The 16,416-nt window shown below is 37.8% G+C and carries 14 protein-coding genes; 12 read left to right on the top strand and 2 right to left on the bottom strand.

All coding sequences use genetic code 11. From position 1 onward, the window contains the following. The first annotated feature begins 170 nt into the window (after positions 1 to 170). From hisG to I6E70_RS04945, 10 genes are all read left to right on the top strand, one after another. A complete protein-coding gene (gene hisG, locus I6E70_RS04990; protein WP_197188190.1) occupies positions 171 to 1,070 on the top strand; it encodes an ATP phosphoribosyltransferase in 900 nt (299 codons plus the stop codon). A 5-nt stretch (positions 1,071 to 1,075) separates the two neighbouring features. Next, entirely contained in the window at positions 1,076 to 2,377 is a 1,302-nt protein-coding gene (gene hisD / locus I6E70_RS04985; protein ID WP_007580646.1) for a histidinol dehydrogenase, read from the top strand. Continuing rightward, the gene (gene hisC, locus I6E70_RS04980; RefSeq protein WP_197188189.1) at positions 2,367 to 3,476 is read left to right on the top strand and encodes a histidinol-phosphate transaminase; all 1,110 of its coding nucleotides are present in this window, start codon (positions 2,367 to 2,369) and stop codon (positions 3,474 to 3,476) included. The genes hisD and hisC overlap by 11 nt, the downstream gene beginning before the upstream one ends. Beyond that, complete coding sequence (gene hisB / locus I6E70_RS04975; RefSeq protein ID WP_197188188.1) at positions 3,473 to 4,534, top strand: bifunctional histidinol-phosphatase/imidazoleglycerol-phosphate dehydratase HisB; 1,062 nt, start codon at positions 3,473 to 3,475, stop codon at positions 4,532 to 4,534. Before hisC ends, hisB begins: the two co-directional genes overlap by 4 nt. After that, positions 4,531 to 5,121, top strand: a complete 591-nt coding sequence (hisH, locus tag I6E70_RS04970; RefSeq protein WP_002960265.1) for an imidazole glycerol phosphate synthase subunit HisH — start codon at positions 4,531 to 4,533, stop codon at positions 5,119 to 5,121. Before hisB ends, hisH begins: the two co-directional genes overlap by 4 nt. A gap of 33 nt (positions 5,122 to 5,154) precedes the next feature. Further along, the gene (locus I6E70_RS04965) at positions 5,155 to 5,889 is read left to right on the top strand and encodes a 1-(5-phosphoribosyl)-5-[(5-phosphoribosylamino)methylideneamino] imidazole-4-carboxamide isomerase (protein WP_197188187.1); all 735 of its coding nucleotides are present in this window, start codon (positions 5,155 to 5,157) and stop codon (positions 5,887 to 5,889) included. Beyond that, positions 5,871 to 6,650: an imidazole glycerol phosphate synthase subunit HisF gene (gene hisF, locus I6E70_RS04960; protein WP_170071461.1), complete on the top strand. Its 780-nt coding sequence runs from the start codon at positions 5,871 to 5,873 to the stop codon at positions 6,648 to 6,650. Before I6E70_RS04965 ends, hisF begins: the two co-directional genes overlap by 19 nt. Continuing rightward, entirely contained in the window at positions 6,641 to 7,255 is a 615-nt protein-coding gene (hisIE, locus tag I6E70_RS04955; RefSeq protein ID WP_007376299.1) for a bifunctional phosphoribosyl-AMP cyclohydrolase/phosphoribosyl-ATP diphosphatase HisIE, read from the top strand. The genes hisF and hisIE overlap by 10 nt, the downstream gene beginning before the upstream one ends. Before the next feature lie 108 nt (positions 7,256 to 7,363). Beyond that, entirely contained in the window at positions 7,364 to 7,912 is a 549-nt protein-coding gene (locus I6E70_RS04950; RefSeq protein ID WP_197188186.1) for a hypothetical protein, read from the top strand. 1 nt (position 7,913) lies between these two features. Further along, a complete protein-coding gene (locus I6E70_RS04945; protein ID WP_197188185.1) occupies positions 7,914 to 8,105 on the top strand; it encodes a DUF1289 domain-containing protein in 192 nt (63 codons plus the stop codon). A 41-nt stretch (positions 8,106 to 8,146) separates the two neighbouring features. Here I6E70_RS04945 and I6E70_RS04940 read toward each other — a convergent pair whose 3' ends face one another. Both I6E70_RS04940 and I6E70_RS04935 read right to left on the bottom strand, forming a co-directional pair. Next, a complete protein-coding gene (locus I6E70_RS04940; protein ID WP_197188184.1) occupies positions 8,147 to 9,418 on the bottom strand; it encodes an O-acetylhomoserine aminocarboxypropyltransferase/cysteine synthase family protein in 1,272 nt (423 codons plus the stop codon). A gap of 296 nt (positions 9,419 to 9,714) precedes the next feature. Beyond that, complete coding sequence (locus tag I6E70_RS04935) at positions 9,715 to 13,488, bottom strand: DNA replication protein (RefSeq protein ID WP_197188183.1); 3,774 nt, start codon at positions 13,486 to 13,488, stop codon at positions 9,715 to 9,717. 296 nt (positions 13,489 to 13,784) lie between these two features. Between I6E70_RS04935 and I6E70_RS04930 the strand changes: the two genes are divergently transcribed. Together I6E70_RS04930 and I6E70_RS04925 are read left to right on the top strand one after the other, a co-directional pair. Then, positions 13,785 to 15,347 carry a hypothetical protein gene (locus I6E70_RS04930; protein ID WP_197188182.1) on the top strand — a complete coding sequence of 521 codons (1,563 nt, stop codon included), beginning with the start codon at positions 13,785 to 13,787 and terminating at the stop codon, positions 15,345 to 15,347. A 288-nt stretch (positions 15,348 to 15,635) separates the two neighbouring features. Continuing rightward, positions 15,636 to 16,295: a restriction endonuclease gene (locus I6E70_RS04925; RefSeq protein WP_197188181.1), complete on the top strand. Its 660-nt coding sequence runs from the start codon at positions 15,636 to 15,638 to the stop codon at positions 16,293 to 16,295. The last annotated feature ends 121 nt before the right edge of the window (positions 16,296 to 16,416 follow it).

Below are 16,416 nucleotides of genomic sequence, written 5' to 3'. Positions count from 1 at the left end.
AAACCTGACAACAGTACATCATCACCACCATTCACCGGAATAACCTGTCAGGTCTTTCGCTGAGAGGTTATTCCTAAAAGGAACCTCTGGCGATTCAAATAACATTGATTCATTTTCGCCCTGAGGTTCCCCTCGGGGTTTTTAGTTTTTAAATTAAAGGAAAATGAATAATGAACAACAGTAATCGTCTACGTATCGCCATCCAAAAAGGCGGCCGCCTATCTAAAGATTGTCAAGATCTGTTAAAACAGTTAGGTGTTAAACTTAACCTTCGTGAACAACGCTTAATTGCACACTCAACTAATATGCCAATTGACGTACTACGTGTGCGCGATGACGATATTCCTGGTTTAGTAATGGACGGTGTATGTGATTTAGGTATCGTTGGCGAAAACGTACTAGTAGAAGTTCAAGCAGAACGTGAACGTCAAGGTGTTCCAAGCGAAGTAAACAAACTTTCAAAACTAGATTTTGGTTACTGTCGTCTTGCACTTGCATGGCCACAAGAGCTAGGCGCTCGCGATAAGAGCTGGTTTGAAGGCAAACGTATTGCAACTACTTACCCAGAAATTTTAACTCAGTGGTTAAAGCGCGAAGGCATTAACGCAAGTACAGTAATGCTTACTGGCTCTGTTGAAGTAGCACCGCGTGCGGGTTTATCTGATGCAATTTGTGATTTAGTATCTACTGGCGCAACACTTGAAGCTAACGGCTTAATTCAAGGCGAAACAATTTTAGAATCAAACGCCTGTTTAATTCAAAATAAAGATCTTCAAGATGCTGACAAACTAGCACTAATCAATAAGCTTATGCCGCGCCTACGTGGTGTTAGACAAGCTAAAGAAAGCAAATACATCATGCTACACGCACCAAAAAACAAACTTGATGAAATTTGTGAAATTTTACCAGGTTCTGGTCAACCTACTCTACTTGCCCTTGCTGGTAACGATGAATACGTAGCACTTCACATGGTAAGCAGCGAAACATTATTTTGGGAAACAATGGAGCAGTTAAAAGCCTTAGGCGCTAACTCTATTTTAGTTATGCCAATTGAAAAAATGATGGAGTAAGTGCCATGCTTCGTTGGAATGAGGAATCTTCACAAGTACAAGCAGCGGCGCTAATGCGCCCTGCAGTTTCTGCCAGTGCCAAGGTTGAAGCTATATGCAAAACTATTTTAGCTAACGTAAAAGAGCAAGGCGATGAAGCCTTACTTAGCATGGCTAAAGAGTTTGATAATAGATCTAACCCTCGCTTATGTGTTCCGCTTGATGAAATTAACGCATCAGAGCAAGCACTAAGTGCAGAGCTTAAATACGCAATTGATACCGCTTATGCAAACGTTAAACGTTTTCACGAAGCGCAATTGCCAAAAGATATTAAATTATCGACCCAACCAGGCGTTGTATGTGAACTGAAATATCAAGCCATCGAAGCAGTCGGTATATATGTACCCGGTGGCAGTGCTCCACTGCCATCGTCGGTTATTATGCAAGGTGTATTAGCACAGTTAAGCGGCGCTAAAACCGTTGTACTTGCTACGCCGGTACAAGGTGATAAAGCAATTAACCCTGCTATTTTATATGCAGCTAAGTTATGTGGCATTACTACTTTGATAGAAAGTGGTGGCGCAGGCGCAATTGCAGCAATGGCTTATGGCACCGAATCGGTTCCTAAAGTGAACAAAATATTTGGCCCAGGTAATAGCTTTGTAACAATGGCTAAACAGCTCGTTGCGCAAACTATTCCAGGTATGGCAATTGATATGCCAGCAGGTCCGTCTGAAGTACTTGTTATTGCAGATGAACGTGCAAACCCAGAATTTATAGCCGCCGATTTACTCTCACAAGCAGAGCACGGTGCAGACTCGCAAGTTATTTTATTATGTAACAGCGAAAGTATAATAGAACAAACTCAGCAGGCACTTACACGCCAGTTGGCTAATTTGAGTCGCAAAGAAACAGCCGAACAAGCGCTCGCTAATTCATCGCTTATTTTAGTTGATTCAATTGAGCAAGCATTTGATGTATCGGCGCAATACGGGCCAGAGCACTTAATTTTACAACTAGGCGATGCAACACCATACCTAGATAAGGTTAAAAATGCAGGCTCAGTATTTGTAGGTGACTACACGCCAGAATCTGCAGGCGATTACGCATCAGGTACTAACCACGTGTTACCAACATATGGTTACAGTGCAACATATTCTAGCTTAAACTTGCTTGATTTTTTTCGTACATACACAGTGCAAACAATTACTAAAAGTGGTTTAACACAGCTTTCAAAAGCTATTTTACCACTTGCAGATGCAGAAGGCCTTGATGCCCACGCTAATGCGGTTTCAATTCGTTTAGAGGCAATTAAAAATGAGCAATGAGAGCGCACAAGCGTCTAGCTTATTACCTAAAAATATTGCAGCCCTTGCTGCATACAGCTCTGCAAAAAGTGAAAAGCTAACCGGTACTACGTGGCTAAACGCTAACGAAAGCCCGTATGCTAAAAACCTTGAACTGAGTATTGAAGATTTAAATCGCTACCCCGATCCACAACCGCAACTGGTTATTGACCGTTACGCCGCTTATACAGAGCTTGAAAGCGAAAATGTATTAATGACGCGCGGCGCAGATGAAGGCATTGAGCTTTTAGTGCGCACATACTGTGAGCCAGCTAAAGATAGTATTGCGCTATTTTTACCAACCTACGGTATGTACAAAGTAACCGCCGATACACACAACGTTGGTATTAACGCGCTTACCCAAGAATTATTATTAAGTGGCAGTGCTGACGAAATAGTCGCAGCTGTTGGCAGCTCAAAACTGGTATTTATTTGTAACCCAAATAATCCAACGGGCAGCCTAACACCACTTGATAAAGTAAAAGCGATTGCAATAGCGCTTATGGGTAAAGCACTGGTTATTGTTGATGAAGCCTATATAGAGTTTTGCCCAGAGCAAAGCGCGACTAAGCTTATTAACGAGTTTAGTAATGTAGTGGTTTTGCGTACGCTTTCTAAAGCCTTTGCACTGGCAGGCCTTAGAACGGGCTTTACCCTTGCACAAGCAGCAACTCTTGCGCCAATTCGTAAAGTCATTGCGCCGTATCCGGTATCTGGCGTAGTAGCAAGTATTGCAGCGCAAGCAATTGCACCCGATGCAATTACATCAATGCGCCGCCAAGTCACTATTTTAAATAGCTTAAAAGCTAAGTTGGTAGATTGGCTAAACGCCTCCCCTGCTGCATTAAAAATTCTCACTGGTGAAGGTAACTTTGTTACTTTAAAATTAGCCGATAAAAACTACTTTAAAATTGCACTTGAGCAAGGTTTGGTTATGCGCGCTTTTACGCTATACGGTGAAGACGACTGGCTACGAATTTCAATTGGTAGTGAACAAGAACTTGAACAAGTAAAAATTTGGTTAGATGGCTTACAAACGCCAGCTTCCACAGCATCTTTAGCAGGAAACGAAGTATCATGAGTAACCCCTATTTATTTATCGACCGCGACGGCACTATTATTGAAGAGCCAATTACCGACAAACAGGTAGATAGCCTTGAAAAGCTAGCATTTTTACCTGGTGTTATTCCTGCGTTATTACAATTACAAGCCGCAGGTTACCGTTTAGTAATGGTATCTAACCAAGATGGTTTAGGCACAGATAGCTTCCCGACTGCTGACTTTGATATTGCACAAGACAAAATGATGGACATAATGCAAAGCCAAGGCATTAGCTTTGACGAAGTATTAATTTGCCCTCACTTTAACGAGCAAAACTGCGATTGCCGTAAACCTAAAACAGGCTTACTTACCAAGCTTATGCGCTCAGGCAAAGTAGATTTAGCACGCTCTTTTGTTATTGGCGACCGCGAAACTGATATTGGCCTTGCTCAAAATCTATGTTGTGAAGGTATTTTATACGACGGCGATTGGAGTGCGATAGTGACTAAGTTGACCACCGCAAACCGCGAAGGTCGTGTTACACGAAACACTAAAGAAACCCAAATTGATGTAGCCATAAACTTAGATCAAACTAAAAATGGCAGCATAGACACCGGCCTTGGCTTTTTTGATCACATGCTTGATCAAATTCGCACGCACGCAAACATTGGCTTAAACATCAAAGCCAAAGGCGATTTACACATAGACGAGCACCACCTTGTTGAAGACATTGGTATTGCTCTTGGTGTCGCACTTAAACAAGCCCTAGGTACTAAATCGCAAATTGCACGCTATGGTTTTGCTCTTCCTATGGATGAATGTAAAGCTGAAGCACAAATTGATTTATCGGGTCGTGCATCGTTTGTATTAAACGCTAACTTTAGCCGCGAAAAAGCCGGTGATTTAGACGTACAAATGGTTGAGCACTTTTTCAAAAGCTTAAGTGATAACGCCGCCATTAGCCTTATTTTATCGGTAAGCGACGGTAACTGTCATCACCAAGTAGAAGGCTTATTTAAAGCGTTTTCACGTGCTCTTCGTATGGCCGTAGCACAAGACACGACCCAACAAACAGCCAGCTCTAAGGGATGTTTATGATTGCCATAATTAATACCGGTTGTGCCAATATAAATTCAGTACGCTTTGCGTTTGAACGCTTAGGCCAAACGCCAACAGTTATTACTTCACCAGAGCAATTAGCGGGTTTTGAGCGCGCTATATTGCCAGGTGTAGGTCACGCGTCGGTTGCCATGAAACGCCTAGTCGATAACGGCTGGCAACAAGCTATAAATGAATACCAGCGCCCGCTTATGGGTATTTGCTTAGGCATGCAGTTACTGTGCGAAAGCACCGAAGAAGGTAACGTACAGTGCTTGGGTAAAATACCAGGGCAAGTAAAAGCGCTTGATGTAGGCAATTTAACGTCGCCGCATATGGGTTGGAATAACTTAAGCGTTAACAAAGAGCATGCATTAACTAAAGGGCTAACGCTTGATGAGCAAGTGTATTTTGTTCACAGCTTTGCGCACACCGTAAACGACGCCACACTAGTGAGCGGCGAGTACGGTCAAACCTTTTCAGCCATTGTTGCTAAAGACAATTACGCGGGCATGCAATTTCACCCAGAGCGCAGCGCAAAAGTTGGCGCACGTTTATTACAAAATTTTGTTGATTGGCAGTTGTAAGCTGCCCATTAACTAACAAAAAAGAGATTATTTGTGATTATTCCAGCATTAGACGTATTACAAAATCAAATTGTGCGCTTGTACCAAGGTAAATACGACACAGCACAGTTTTACCCTTTCGAACTTGGCGCGCGTTTAAAAGAATACGCCGACAGTGGCGCAGGTAAACTACACCTTGTGGATTTAGAAGGTGCACGCGATCCAAGTAAAAAACAGTGGAAACATATTCAAGCTGCGACCAAAGCACTCAACGTACCGTACCAAGTGGGCGGCGGTATTCGCTCAGAGCAAGATGTAAGTGATTGGCTTAAAGCCGGTGCAAACCAAGTGGTTATTGGTTCAATGGCAGTAGAAAAACGCGAACAAGTAAAAGCCTGGATTGAACAATTTGGCGCAGAGCACTTTGTAATTGCTCTTGATGTAAATAAAACAGCCACGGGCTGGGCACCTGCTACGCACGGTTGGTTAAGTGAATCTGAATTTGGTTTACTTGAGCTGGTAGATTTTTATGTAGGCTTAGGTGTTATCGACTTTTTATGCACGGACATCAGCAAAGATGGCACCATGACGGGTCCATCGTTTGAGCTTTACGAAGATCTAACTCGCCACAACAGCAAAATTAAAGTGCAAGCCTCAGGGGGCGTAAGCTCACTAGATGACATTAAAAAACTTAAAGAGCTCGGTGTGGGCGGCGTTATTTTAGGCAAGTCACTGCTTGATGGCGCATTTAGCGTTGAGGAGGCATTGGCATGTTATCAAAACGCATAATTCCATGTTTAGACGTTAAAGACGGTCAAGTAGTTAAAGGCGTTAAGTTTAAAGGTCATGAAGTTGTTGGTGACATTTTGACAATGGCTAAAGCCTACAGCGAAGCTGGCGCCGATGAACTTGTTTTTTACGAAATCAGCGCAAGCGTTGAAAAACGCCTACTTGATGTAAATTGGGTAGAGAGTATTGCACGCAATATCGATATTCCATTTTGTGTAGCGGGTGGTATTAAATCTGTCGCTGATGCAGCGCGTGTACTTGAGCGCGGTGCTGACAAAATAAGCATTAACAGCCCTGCTATTGCACGCCCTGAACTTATTAAAGAATTACACGATGAGTTTGGTAAGCAATGTGTTGTTGTAGGCATAGACAGCTTTTTTGATGAAACGACTGGTGAATATTTAGTGTATCAATTAACTGGCGATCCTAATGCATCAAGCCGTACACGTTATAAAACACAAGAATGGGTTAAACGCGTACAAGATTTAGGCGCAGGCGAAATTGTATTAAACTGTATGAACCAAGATGGCGTTCGTAACGGTTACGACAACGAGCAGTTAAGTAAAATTCGCGAGCTGTGTGACATTCCTTTAATCGCCTCTGGCGGTGCAGGTAGTATGCAAGATTTTGTTGATGTATTTAAACAAAGCAAAGTAGATGGTGCATTAGCCGCCAGCGTTTTTCATAAAAATGTGATTAACATTGGCGAGCTAAAACAATTTTTAACAGATAACCAAGTGGCAGCAAGATTATGCAAGTAACACAACAAAACCAAGCTCAGGTCGATTTCGCTAAAAGTGACATGATCCCTGCTATTATTCAAGATGCCCGCTCGGGTGTTATTTTAATGCAAGGCTTTATGAACAGCGAAGCACTCGCTGTTACGCTTGATACCAATAAGGTAACGTTTTACTCGCGTTCAAAATCGCGTTTATGGACTAAAGGCGAGTCATCAGAAAACTACTTAAACGTAGTATCTGTGCATACAGATTGTGACTACGATTCAATTTTAGTACTTGCCAATCCAGAAGGCCCAACGTGCCACTTAGGCACACAAAGCTGTTTTGGTGATGAAGCAAAACCAAGTTTAAGCTTTTTAGCACAGTTAGAAGATGTGATTGTAGCGCGTAAAAACGACGACCCTGAAAAAAGCTACACTGCGTCACTATTTGCAAAAGACTTAAGCCGTAGTTGTCAAAAAGTAGGTGAAGAAGGCGTAGAAGTTGCCCTTGCCGCTATGAAACACGATAACGATGAGCTAACAAACGAATCTGCTGATTTAATTTATCACCTTACAGTATTACTACAACGCCAAGGCTTAGCCCTTGAAGATGTAGTTAAATGCTTGCAAGGTCGCCATAAATAGCATTAGTTGTGACTAACAAAGAGGCTCATATTTATATGGGCCTTTTTATTTTTACAGTAAATCACGTGTGATATAGTGCGTGGCTAAATTAATCGGTTACTGTGAACTATGAAAAACTATATTACTCCTTCTATTGTCGCATTTATTTTAGCCGTCGCGTTTATTTTAGCGGGCTGTACCAGCAAAACTAATCAGACTACAGCAACCACTAATACAACAAATCAGTCTGTAAAAACCTCAGTAATACCCGATGAATGCAGCACCATCAATAACCTAATAAATGGTTATGAGACTGGTTTTAATTCAATCAAAACAGATAAAGTAAATAACCAGTTTACTAATCAATGGCGTACTAATACTCATATAATTGGAGCAACCTGTACAGTTACTTTAAATAAGTCAGAACAAGCAAGCTACCAATGCCAAACACCTGTTAAAACACAAACGCAAACAATAAAGTCTCATCAAAAACTGGCTAAGCAATTACGCCAATGCTTAACCAAAACAGGTTGGTTGGAAAGGCAAAAAGAAACAGCAAGTTCAATTTACAGCACCTTTGTACTTGATACTAAAACCCCAGTCATTACACTTGCTACCAATCAAGAAGGTATTGGGTTTTCTACTCGCTTTGAAATTGCACCACCATTAGGACTTTAATATGCGCCAATTAAATCAAAACAAAAAACCATCTAAATTAAAAACCGACTGTTTAGGCATATGTGAACGCCGCAGCGGTTACTGCACCGGTTGTGGGCGTACTAACGAAGAAATTTTTGATTGGATAATATTATCTGAAGATGAAAAAAAAGCGATTTTAGAAACACCACGAGCAGATATCTCAAAAGCGTAATGAAGCTAAAAGCCTCGATACCTAGAGGCTATAAATTAACGTTATGCTTTATCGAGCGCTTGGCTTACATCGGCAATTATGTCAGAAATGTTTTCAATACCAACCGATAAACGGATTAAATCGCGACTTACACCCGCATTAGCAAGCTCTTCATCATTTAATTGGCGGTGTGTGGTTGATGCAGGATGGCACGCAAGCGACTTGGCATCGCCAATATTAACTAAGCGTAAAATCATGTTTAGCGCATCAATAAAACGAGTACCCGCTTCTAGGCCACCAGCAATACCAAAGCTTAAAATACCCGATGCTTTACCACTAGTAATTTTTTGACTCATTTCGTTATACGGGCTTGATTTAAGCCCTGCGTAATTAACCCAAAGCACTTTTGGATGATTTTCTAAATACTCAGCCAAGTGCTGTGCATTTTCGCAGTGGCGATCCATTCTTAAGCCTAAGGTTTCAAGGCCGATTAAAATGTCAGATGCGTTTTTAGGCGCAAGCGCTGCGCCGGTATTTCTAAGTGGCACTACTCTGCAACGGCCAATAAATGCAGCTTCAGCAAAAGCTTCGGTATACACCACATTGTGATACGACGGATCGGGCTCGTTCATCATTGCAAAACGCGTGGCATTCGCTTTCCAATCAAATTTTCCTGAGTCGACAATCATGCCGCCAATGGCAGTACCGTGCCCGTTAATATACTTTGTCAGCGAGTGAACCACTATATCAGCGCCCAGCTCAAATGGGCGGCATAAATACGGCGTAGCCACGGTATTATCAACAATAAGCGGCACACCTTTGCTGTGTGCAATACGTGCTAAACGTTCAATATCAACAATATTACCTGCAGGATTACCAATAGATTCACAAAAAACAGCGCGGGTGTTGTCGTCAATTGCATTCTCGAACGCGGTAAAGTCATCAGCTTTAATCATGCGCGCTTCAATACCTTGCCTAGGTAGTGTATGAGCAAATAAGTTATACGTACCACCATATACTTGGCTGGTGCTTACAATATTAGTGCCTACTTCGCACAAGCATTGAATAGCATACGTAATAGCGGCCATCCCAGAGGCAACAGCTAGCCCACCAATACCCCCTTCCATTGCAGCAATACGTTGTTCAAGTACGGCATTAGTTGGGTTCATTATGCGGGTGTAAATATTTCCAGGTACTTTTAAATCAAATAAATCAGCGCCATGCTGCGTATTATCAAATGTATAAGAAGAAGTGTGATAGATAGGCACGGCTGCCGACTTGGTCGTTGCCTCAGATTCGTAACCGTGGTGCAGTGCTAATGACTCTAATTTCATAATTATTTCCTTCAATTAATTTACCACTAACCTAGCACTTCTTGGTTATAAAATGCACATGAAATATATTAAAGGGTGTTGAGGTGGTTTGATTTAAGTTAAAGGCAGCTCAGAGCGATAAGCGGTCAGTCGGACTTTTACATTGTATGACTGCTTCAAGCTCATGCTGCCTGTCGTGTATCATCACTAAACACTAAACTTTACCAAAAATCGGACATTATATTATAACCTTCAAACAATAGTTCGATTTAGATTTTGCATCAATAATCTGGATGAAAGCAGAAAAGCAGATATGGTTAATGTCTACTTTCCAAAAAATCTCTCTTTTTCTCATACTCAATTGACTTAATTTTATGTTCAATTTGTTCTTCAACATATGCTCTATGCTCAAGTAACTCCACAGAATTGAATAATGGCAATATAGAGGCAAGATAGTTCTTTTCTCTTTCCAGTATAGGGACTCTACTTCCTGACCAACTTATTGTTGTGAACTCGTAATAAAGCGTTTGAAAGTCATTATAATTATTATTACCTTGTAAAAATAAACTTAAGAGTTCTCTTCGAAAATCTTCGCTCATATAGTTAGCAAGGTTAAAAATAAAACAAGAATATTTGATGTCATCAATATTGTTCAAAATAGTGTGTTTGATGAATGATTGTTTTTTTTCAATCAATTCTTCGGCTTCATTTCTCCCTTTTTCTTTCAAAAACAATTTGCAAAAAATATTATCACCAATGCCGTATGAATCTTTTTCTTTGTGATAAACATACTTACCGTATTTCTCTATATCGTCTATAAAGTTATCTCGTTCCCATAAAAAGTCTAACTCTGGCATGTTTGTATGAGAATCAGGCCAGCGTTCACTATCATAGATACTATCTACAATTTCGCCCAAGAAAGTAGTGTTACGTTTTGTCAATATATCTAAGGCTTTTCCTTTATAATCCCAATACCGTTCAATCTTGAATACTGCTAAATAAGCATCAAATATTAGTTTTTCATCTGATTTAAATATTTCAAACCAAGAGCCAAATATTTCAGAGTTATCACTGAAAATATGGCCTAATGATTTAGCGTAATTTTTGTCTTCCTTTGATTTATCTACCAATAACTTTACCGCTTTTACATATATTTCTTTATCTACGGTCTGGTACTTAGATAAGAAATCTAACCAATTTCTTAACTCATTACTTGGCGTGTTGTTTAAATGTTCAAGTAACGATTCAGCATCCGCTTTAGTGATACTTTCTTCTGGCAATAACGAAAAATAAAATGAGGACCAATACTTCTTCCAGCGATAATCTTTTGAGTTAATTAATTTCCATACTTTATTAGCATCTTGAGTCTTAAAAAGGTTAGAAATAATTGAAAATGGGTTAACTTCAAATAAATCGTCATAATCCATATATAAAGACACATAATCTACAAATTCTTCGGCATGAGTTTCACCAATGGCTTTTAAACTCATTTCAATACCGCTTTTAAGTGAATAATCTCTTTCTCTACCAGAAAGAGCATTATGTAACGAAACGCACTGCTCCATGAATTGGGTAAACTGCTCTTTTGTGAGAATCGAAAAATACTTTACAACGCACTGATGGCGGTATTTATTGTATTCTTCATATCCCATGTCTAGCATTCTTCGATCTTGCCTATCTTCAAGAAGTAAGTTTGAAAGTTCAAGAGTTTCACTTGCAAAATCATTTTTCCATTCTGCTGGATATTCAATTTCAAGTGAGTCTAAATGATCACAAAGATCTTGCACAATTAAGCAATGCGAAGTGTTATTCGAATCTAAACTATTGACAAAACATTCTTTTATATATGGCAAATCAGCCTCTGCCATTTCTTTTCCTTCAAACCTTAGCTGACTTACGTACTCCTGAAAGATTTCCTGAATAGTTTTTTTGTAGCTTAACTGACACTGTAGAATTGATAAATTGGCAATTAATTTCTGTCTTATTGGCATGAGGTATTCATCTGGCGATAACCTAAAGGTTATAATATTAATGGTATCGCCTCGGCTCCATTGATGCTCTCTATATTCAATTTTTAAAAATGATTTAGCTACTAAGGTAAAAATTTTAGAAAATAAATAATTTTTACCACATTCACTTCTCTCAATCAGAGTATCAACAACATGAGCCTGAATATAATAACCATAACGCCAATCATTAGGCTTAAAGCTATACTTTTCTGTTAATTCTTTAATAATGCAACCAAGAGACTCTTTACTTTTTGATAAATATTGTAAAAGCAAATCAAAAGACATTTTAAACTCAGCTTCACCATAGTTTCTAAAATTACTTAGCAAAGTAACTAATGACGATTCGGTTGGTTCTCCTTTTTCTTCTTCAAACGACTCATCTTCCCAAGAGTCTTTTATACAGGGCATTTCAGAAATTAACTTTTTGGCAAAAATTAATGTTTCCGTGGGCAGCGCAAACCAAAATGAATTCAAAAATTCAATTGAACTCCTTATATCTCCAGATTCAGAAATTACTTTGAATGTTCCCTCTATTTCACACCTGATTTCTTTTACTATTTTTTTGTGGTCAAAAGCACTAATTACAGGGTTTAAGGCATCAACTATGGTTCTTTTAAAATCTGGATAAAAGTCATTAACGATTAATGAAAATGGTATTGTTTTCTTTTCAAATACGGATAGGTAAAATAAATAGGTCGATAAAACTTGGTCTGATATTTTTACAACTTCATCTTCGTATAAATCTACAAGTTCATTTTTATGTAAAATACCAACATATTCCCAAAATTCTTCAGACGAAATGCCAAATGAATTTTGTACCCACCCCATATGAGAATCATTTAGCTTATCTACTTTTCTAAAGAAAGAGATAGCACACGCTACCGCCATTAACTTCTCATTTTCTACAACTTCTTTTATGTTTTCGTTTTGACCAAAATAATCATCATATAAAGATGCGACATTTTGTATAGAGTTGATTTGATTAGTTTCAATGGCTACTTTTGAAGCCATCATTGCCAACCTTGCATTACCACCTGATATCTCTTGAATTCTTTGTTGATATTCACTGTTATGAATATCAAACAACTCAACAATTAACTCTTTAATTTGTTCGTCTGTTAAGGGGGATATATACTGCTCATGTATATTTGTGAATTTACTAACCTGACTTACTACTGAATCGTGAGCGTAATCCCTAACGGTAGCAATAATACGAAATGTTCTATTGCCATCATTTTCATTGAGGTAATGTAAAATGTAGTCAAGCCTATTATCTAGCCTGTTTGCATCATCAACAAAGATTAAGTAATCACCAGGCTCACTTAAATGTGCAGTTATATCTCTCGTTAGGTCTGCCCCCTTATCAAACAGGCAATATACTTTTAGAGCTGAATTTTTTTCCTGCATTGTCTTAGCTAAATTTACAGAAAATAATGTCTTGCCTACGCCTGCTGCACCTGATACCAACAATAACTGTTCTTGCTCTAATTGAGCCATGCCTTGCTTAATTAATTCATCCTGAAATAACATTTTATTGTCTATGGAGGTCGTTAGGTTGTTTTTCCCATACCTAATAATAAAGTCGTCTACGGGAAGTAGTTGCCCTGTATCTAGAGGTAAAGCTAAATATTGTTCAGATAAAACGGGATAGCAGTTTTGAATGCTAAGAGACATTGAATCGAGTCCATTCAAGCTTAATCTGGTATTTCTTTTTTGGCAAAGACTTGTTAAATGATTAATTTCATGTGTTGATAGTTTTCCTAAATAACAAATTATTATTTCGCTAATTTTCTCACTTTTAATGCCCGTTTTTTTTTCATCAAAGCATTTATTAATATCATCTTCAAGTTTAATAGCTAATCGATTCTGTTGGACTGTATATTCAGAAAAAACATAAAAACCATCAGGCTGTATAAATAAACAATCAGGGGTGCCTTTCGTTACTCTATCAGTTGACTCCATCATCCCTATAGCATTGATATTGTCATATCCTTTACGATGCAACCAATCATCACATAAACGTTGAAATATCCCACCTTCAAGTTCTAATAGCTTTGCTCTAATTTGGTTCGTGGCATTCATAAGTATCCTTACACCTGAAATGTTTATCTAAAAAGTAAGTGCTGTTATATTGCGTTTTTTTATTATTAAAAGGAATCTAAACCTGTAAATATATTTATGTAATTGAATGTTAAAATAGTTAGGATTGATGGAATTATTTGAACGGCCTTGCCGTTATGAAGTTCTAGTAACGAATTCATTAGAAAATATATAGTAAAAGCTTTACTGTTAAGCCTTTATTTTAAAACCCTAATGTTTTCAGATGGTATTATCGCAAGCATATTAAATAACTTATTAATAATTTAGGAAGGATTCTCTTGTCAAAAAATAAAATATCAAACTTTGTTTCTTATTGTGAAAATGAACTAGGTAATGAAACATGGATTCCTTTATATAAGAACCTTGATTCTGATGATAAAACGATTGATGGTTCACAATACTCTTGTTTAGCTCCTATAGTTGGACGAGAAGTGTATATGGACTCTTACGGTTGGGATTTATCATATGGTAGTGGTAGTCCTTCAATTATATTATGTGGTGATGATGTAAGTTATGAAGAACATACATCTGAGTTTTTACCGTTAGTTTTTGTTCGAGATTTTATAGGAAGAAAAGAAAAATATAATGAAATTCTTCAAGAATTAGTATTGTACTTGGGGCTGTACAATGACACTAAAAACTCTAAATATATTATTGATGATGATAATGGAAAAGAGATTGAAGTAATTCGATACTCTAAAAAAGAAATTGTAATTAGAACTTCATTCTTAAAAGCATTTATGGCAGCTAAACAAATGAATTTGCTTTTATTTTTTGAAAGCTCTTTTCATTTTAACGAAGAATTTGATAACGAATTAATTATTAAAAAAAACAACATTAGATATGATAAATTCTCTAATGATTCATATGTAAAAGGTTATAAAAACTTTACAAGAGTTGTTGGTAAAAAATTAATTGATTGCCAAAAATTAACAGAAAAAAGTGCCTCACCTTTTAGTTTAGAAGAAGAATACGAAGATTTTATAATTGAAGGGGACGAGCACGATTCAAAATATCATTCCTGTAACCCATCAATTCTAGCTGACTATTTCGGTGGTAATCCTGATGCACCACACTATTTAACTCAGATATTTTTTAGTAAAGATGTTATGCAAAGATATTATAATGCATCAACAGAGTATGAAGTTTCAGATAGCATGATATATAAAGTTGGTTATTGGCAGTTAAAAATTGACAATAATTCAAAAGATCATGTCTGTGTGTTTTTGGGTGATTTAGGGAAAAGCATACCTAATTCTGAACAAAAATATTGGAAATGTTTCAATATTGGGGCTGAAAATAAAGAGATGAGTAATACATACTTTGAACGGAGTATGCTTGGTAAATGGTCAAATCCTGAAAGCCCTGATTTAATCTTTAAAGGGGCGTTTAAAAGGTTTCAAAGTGAATGGTTTGAACGCTTTGGTTGGTATTTATTTCTTCCTTTAACTAATTCAGATCTGCATTGTTTTAACACATTACATTGCTTAACAAAAAATGAACAATCTGAATTTGACTCTCAAGTTTTATCACTTGTTAAAATCACAATAGACTCAATAAATGTGAAGGGAGTTAAGGCTGTAATGCCTTGTGATGAAAGTGGATCTATAAAATTATTTTCAGCTTTTCTTAAATCTAAAGGCATAAATTTTGATGCTGCTAGTTTCTTGGGTGGGCTTCAAGGAGTACGTTCAACAGGTGTCGCTCATAGACGAGGTTCCAAGTATGAAAAGACAATTAATCGCCTTAATATTGATGATAGCGATCTAGTCTTCGCATTTGATAAAATTTTAGAGCAAATGATAGAGCTTTTAAACTCTCTTACAAAAATATTAGAATAATCATTTTTTCTATAAATTGGTAATTTGATTTTAAATTCCTATGACCGCTTTGGTGGCTTAGCTGTCCAATTCAGAGGTTTTTGAAAAGTAATGTCAATGTCTGCTCATGGCACTAAGCCGAACTTCGGCAAAGAGCGATAACCGGACACTGAAAAAGTTAAATTTATTCCTACTTCTTTGACTAAGAGCCTAACTTTGTCCGATAACATTATTAAACGCCGTTTTGGTGTGTTATAAACCACCAAAATGGTGTTCAATAAGCCGTTATGTTTTTAATGAGGGTTCCGAGTGTTAATTGACTTTAAAGAGATAGCTGACGATCACGCTTTTGAAAATTTTTGCATGCAACTTATTAACTCTATGGGGTTAACAATACCTGTCGCACCCGCAATCGGACCAGATGGAGGTCGTGATATTGTATGTGAACAACCCAGCCACTTTGACCACGTAAATGGATATCGTTGGTTAGTTAGTTGTAAGCACTTTGCTAAAAGTGGTAAATCTGTAGGTGTAAACCATGATGCTGCTATTCCCCATAAATTAGCTGAGCATGGCTGCAATGGTTTTATGTTCTTCTTTTCTACTGCATATACAGAAGGTTTTCGAACATCCGTAGCTAAAGTATGCAATCAAATTAGGAGCCAATATAAAATATTTAACTCATATGATATTGAAAATATTTTATTATCCTCTCCACGGTATTACCCTTTAATTCGTCAATACTTTCCAATTTCACATGGCAAAATAATAACACTTCAAAATACACAGCCTTGTTGTGAGCAAGTAACGCCCCTAGACGCTCTATATGTTGTATACACAAAAGATAACTTAAATGTTGTTTCTGAAACAGTCCTAGGAGAATGCTGTATTCATAGCTATTTAGAGCATCTTCAAGATAATTCATTTGAGTATAGTGTTTCACGGATTAGAAGCTCTACAGAGTGGTAAAAACATAACAAGTGACTATGGTGTCAATTCCTAATTTCAAACCATTTTAGGATCCCACATGACACCATCCCTCACCATAGAATTTATGATTACTATAAGCTTTCTTATACAGGCAATAATA

The organism is Pseudoalteromonas sp. NGC95 (genome assembly GCF_015864705.1).
Taxonomy (GTDB): domain Bacteria; phylum Pseudomonadota; class Gammaproteobacteria; order Enterobacterales; family Alteromonadaceae; genus Pseudoalteromonas; species Pseudoalteromonas arctica.
Note: the sequence above shows the minus strand (reverse complement) of the source record. Positions and strands in the feature narration are given on the sequence as shown.

What these genes read in the sequence shown, in the direction of transcription:
- hisF (WP_170071461.1), top strand. Translation starts at nt 5,871, where the DNA reads ATGTTATCAAAACGCATAATTCCATGTTTAGACGTTAAAGACGGTCAA.
- I6E70_RS04945 (WP_197188185.1), top strand. Translation starts at nt 7,914, where the DNA reads ATGCGCCAATTAAATCAAAACAAAAAACCATCTAAATTAAAAACCGAC.
- hisH (WP_002960265.1), top strand. Translation starts at nt 4,531, where the DNA reads ATGATTGCCATAATTAATACCGGTTGTGCCAATATAAATTCAGTACGC.
- hisG (WP_197188190.1), top strand. Translation starts at nt 171, where the DNA reads ATGAACAACAGTAATCGTCTACGTATCGCCATCCAAAAAGGCGGCCGC.
- hisB (WP_197188188.1), top strand. Translation starts at nt 3,473, where the DNA reads ATGAGTAACCCCTATTTATTTATCGACCGCGACGGCACTATTATTGAA.
- I6E70_RS04935 (WP_197188183.1), bottom strand. Translation starts at nt 13,488, where the DNA reads ATGAATGCCACGAACCAAATTAGAGCAAAGCTATTAGAACTTGAAGGT.
- hisD (WP_007580646.1), top strand. Translation starts at nt 1,076, where the DNA reads ATGCTTCGTTGGAATGAGGAATCTTCACAAGTACAAGCAGCGGCGCTA.
- I6E70_RS04940 (WP_197188184.1), bottom strand. Translation starts at nt 9,418, where the DNA reads ATGAAATTAGAGTCATTAGCACTGCACCACGGTTACGAATCTGAGGCA.
- I6E70_RS04950 (WP_197188186.1), top strand. Translation starts at nt 7,364, where the DNA reads ATGAAAAACTATATTACTCCTTCTATTGTCGCATTTATTTTAGCCGTC.
- hisC (WP_197188189.1), top strand. Translation starts at nt 2,367, where the DNA reads ATGAGCAATGAGAGCGCACAAGCGTCTAGCTTATTACCTAAAAATATT.
- hisIE (WP_007376299.1), top strand. Translation starts at nt 6,641, where the DNA reads ATGCAAGTAACACAACAAAACCAAGCTCAGGTCGATTTCGCTAAAAGT.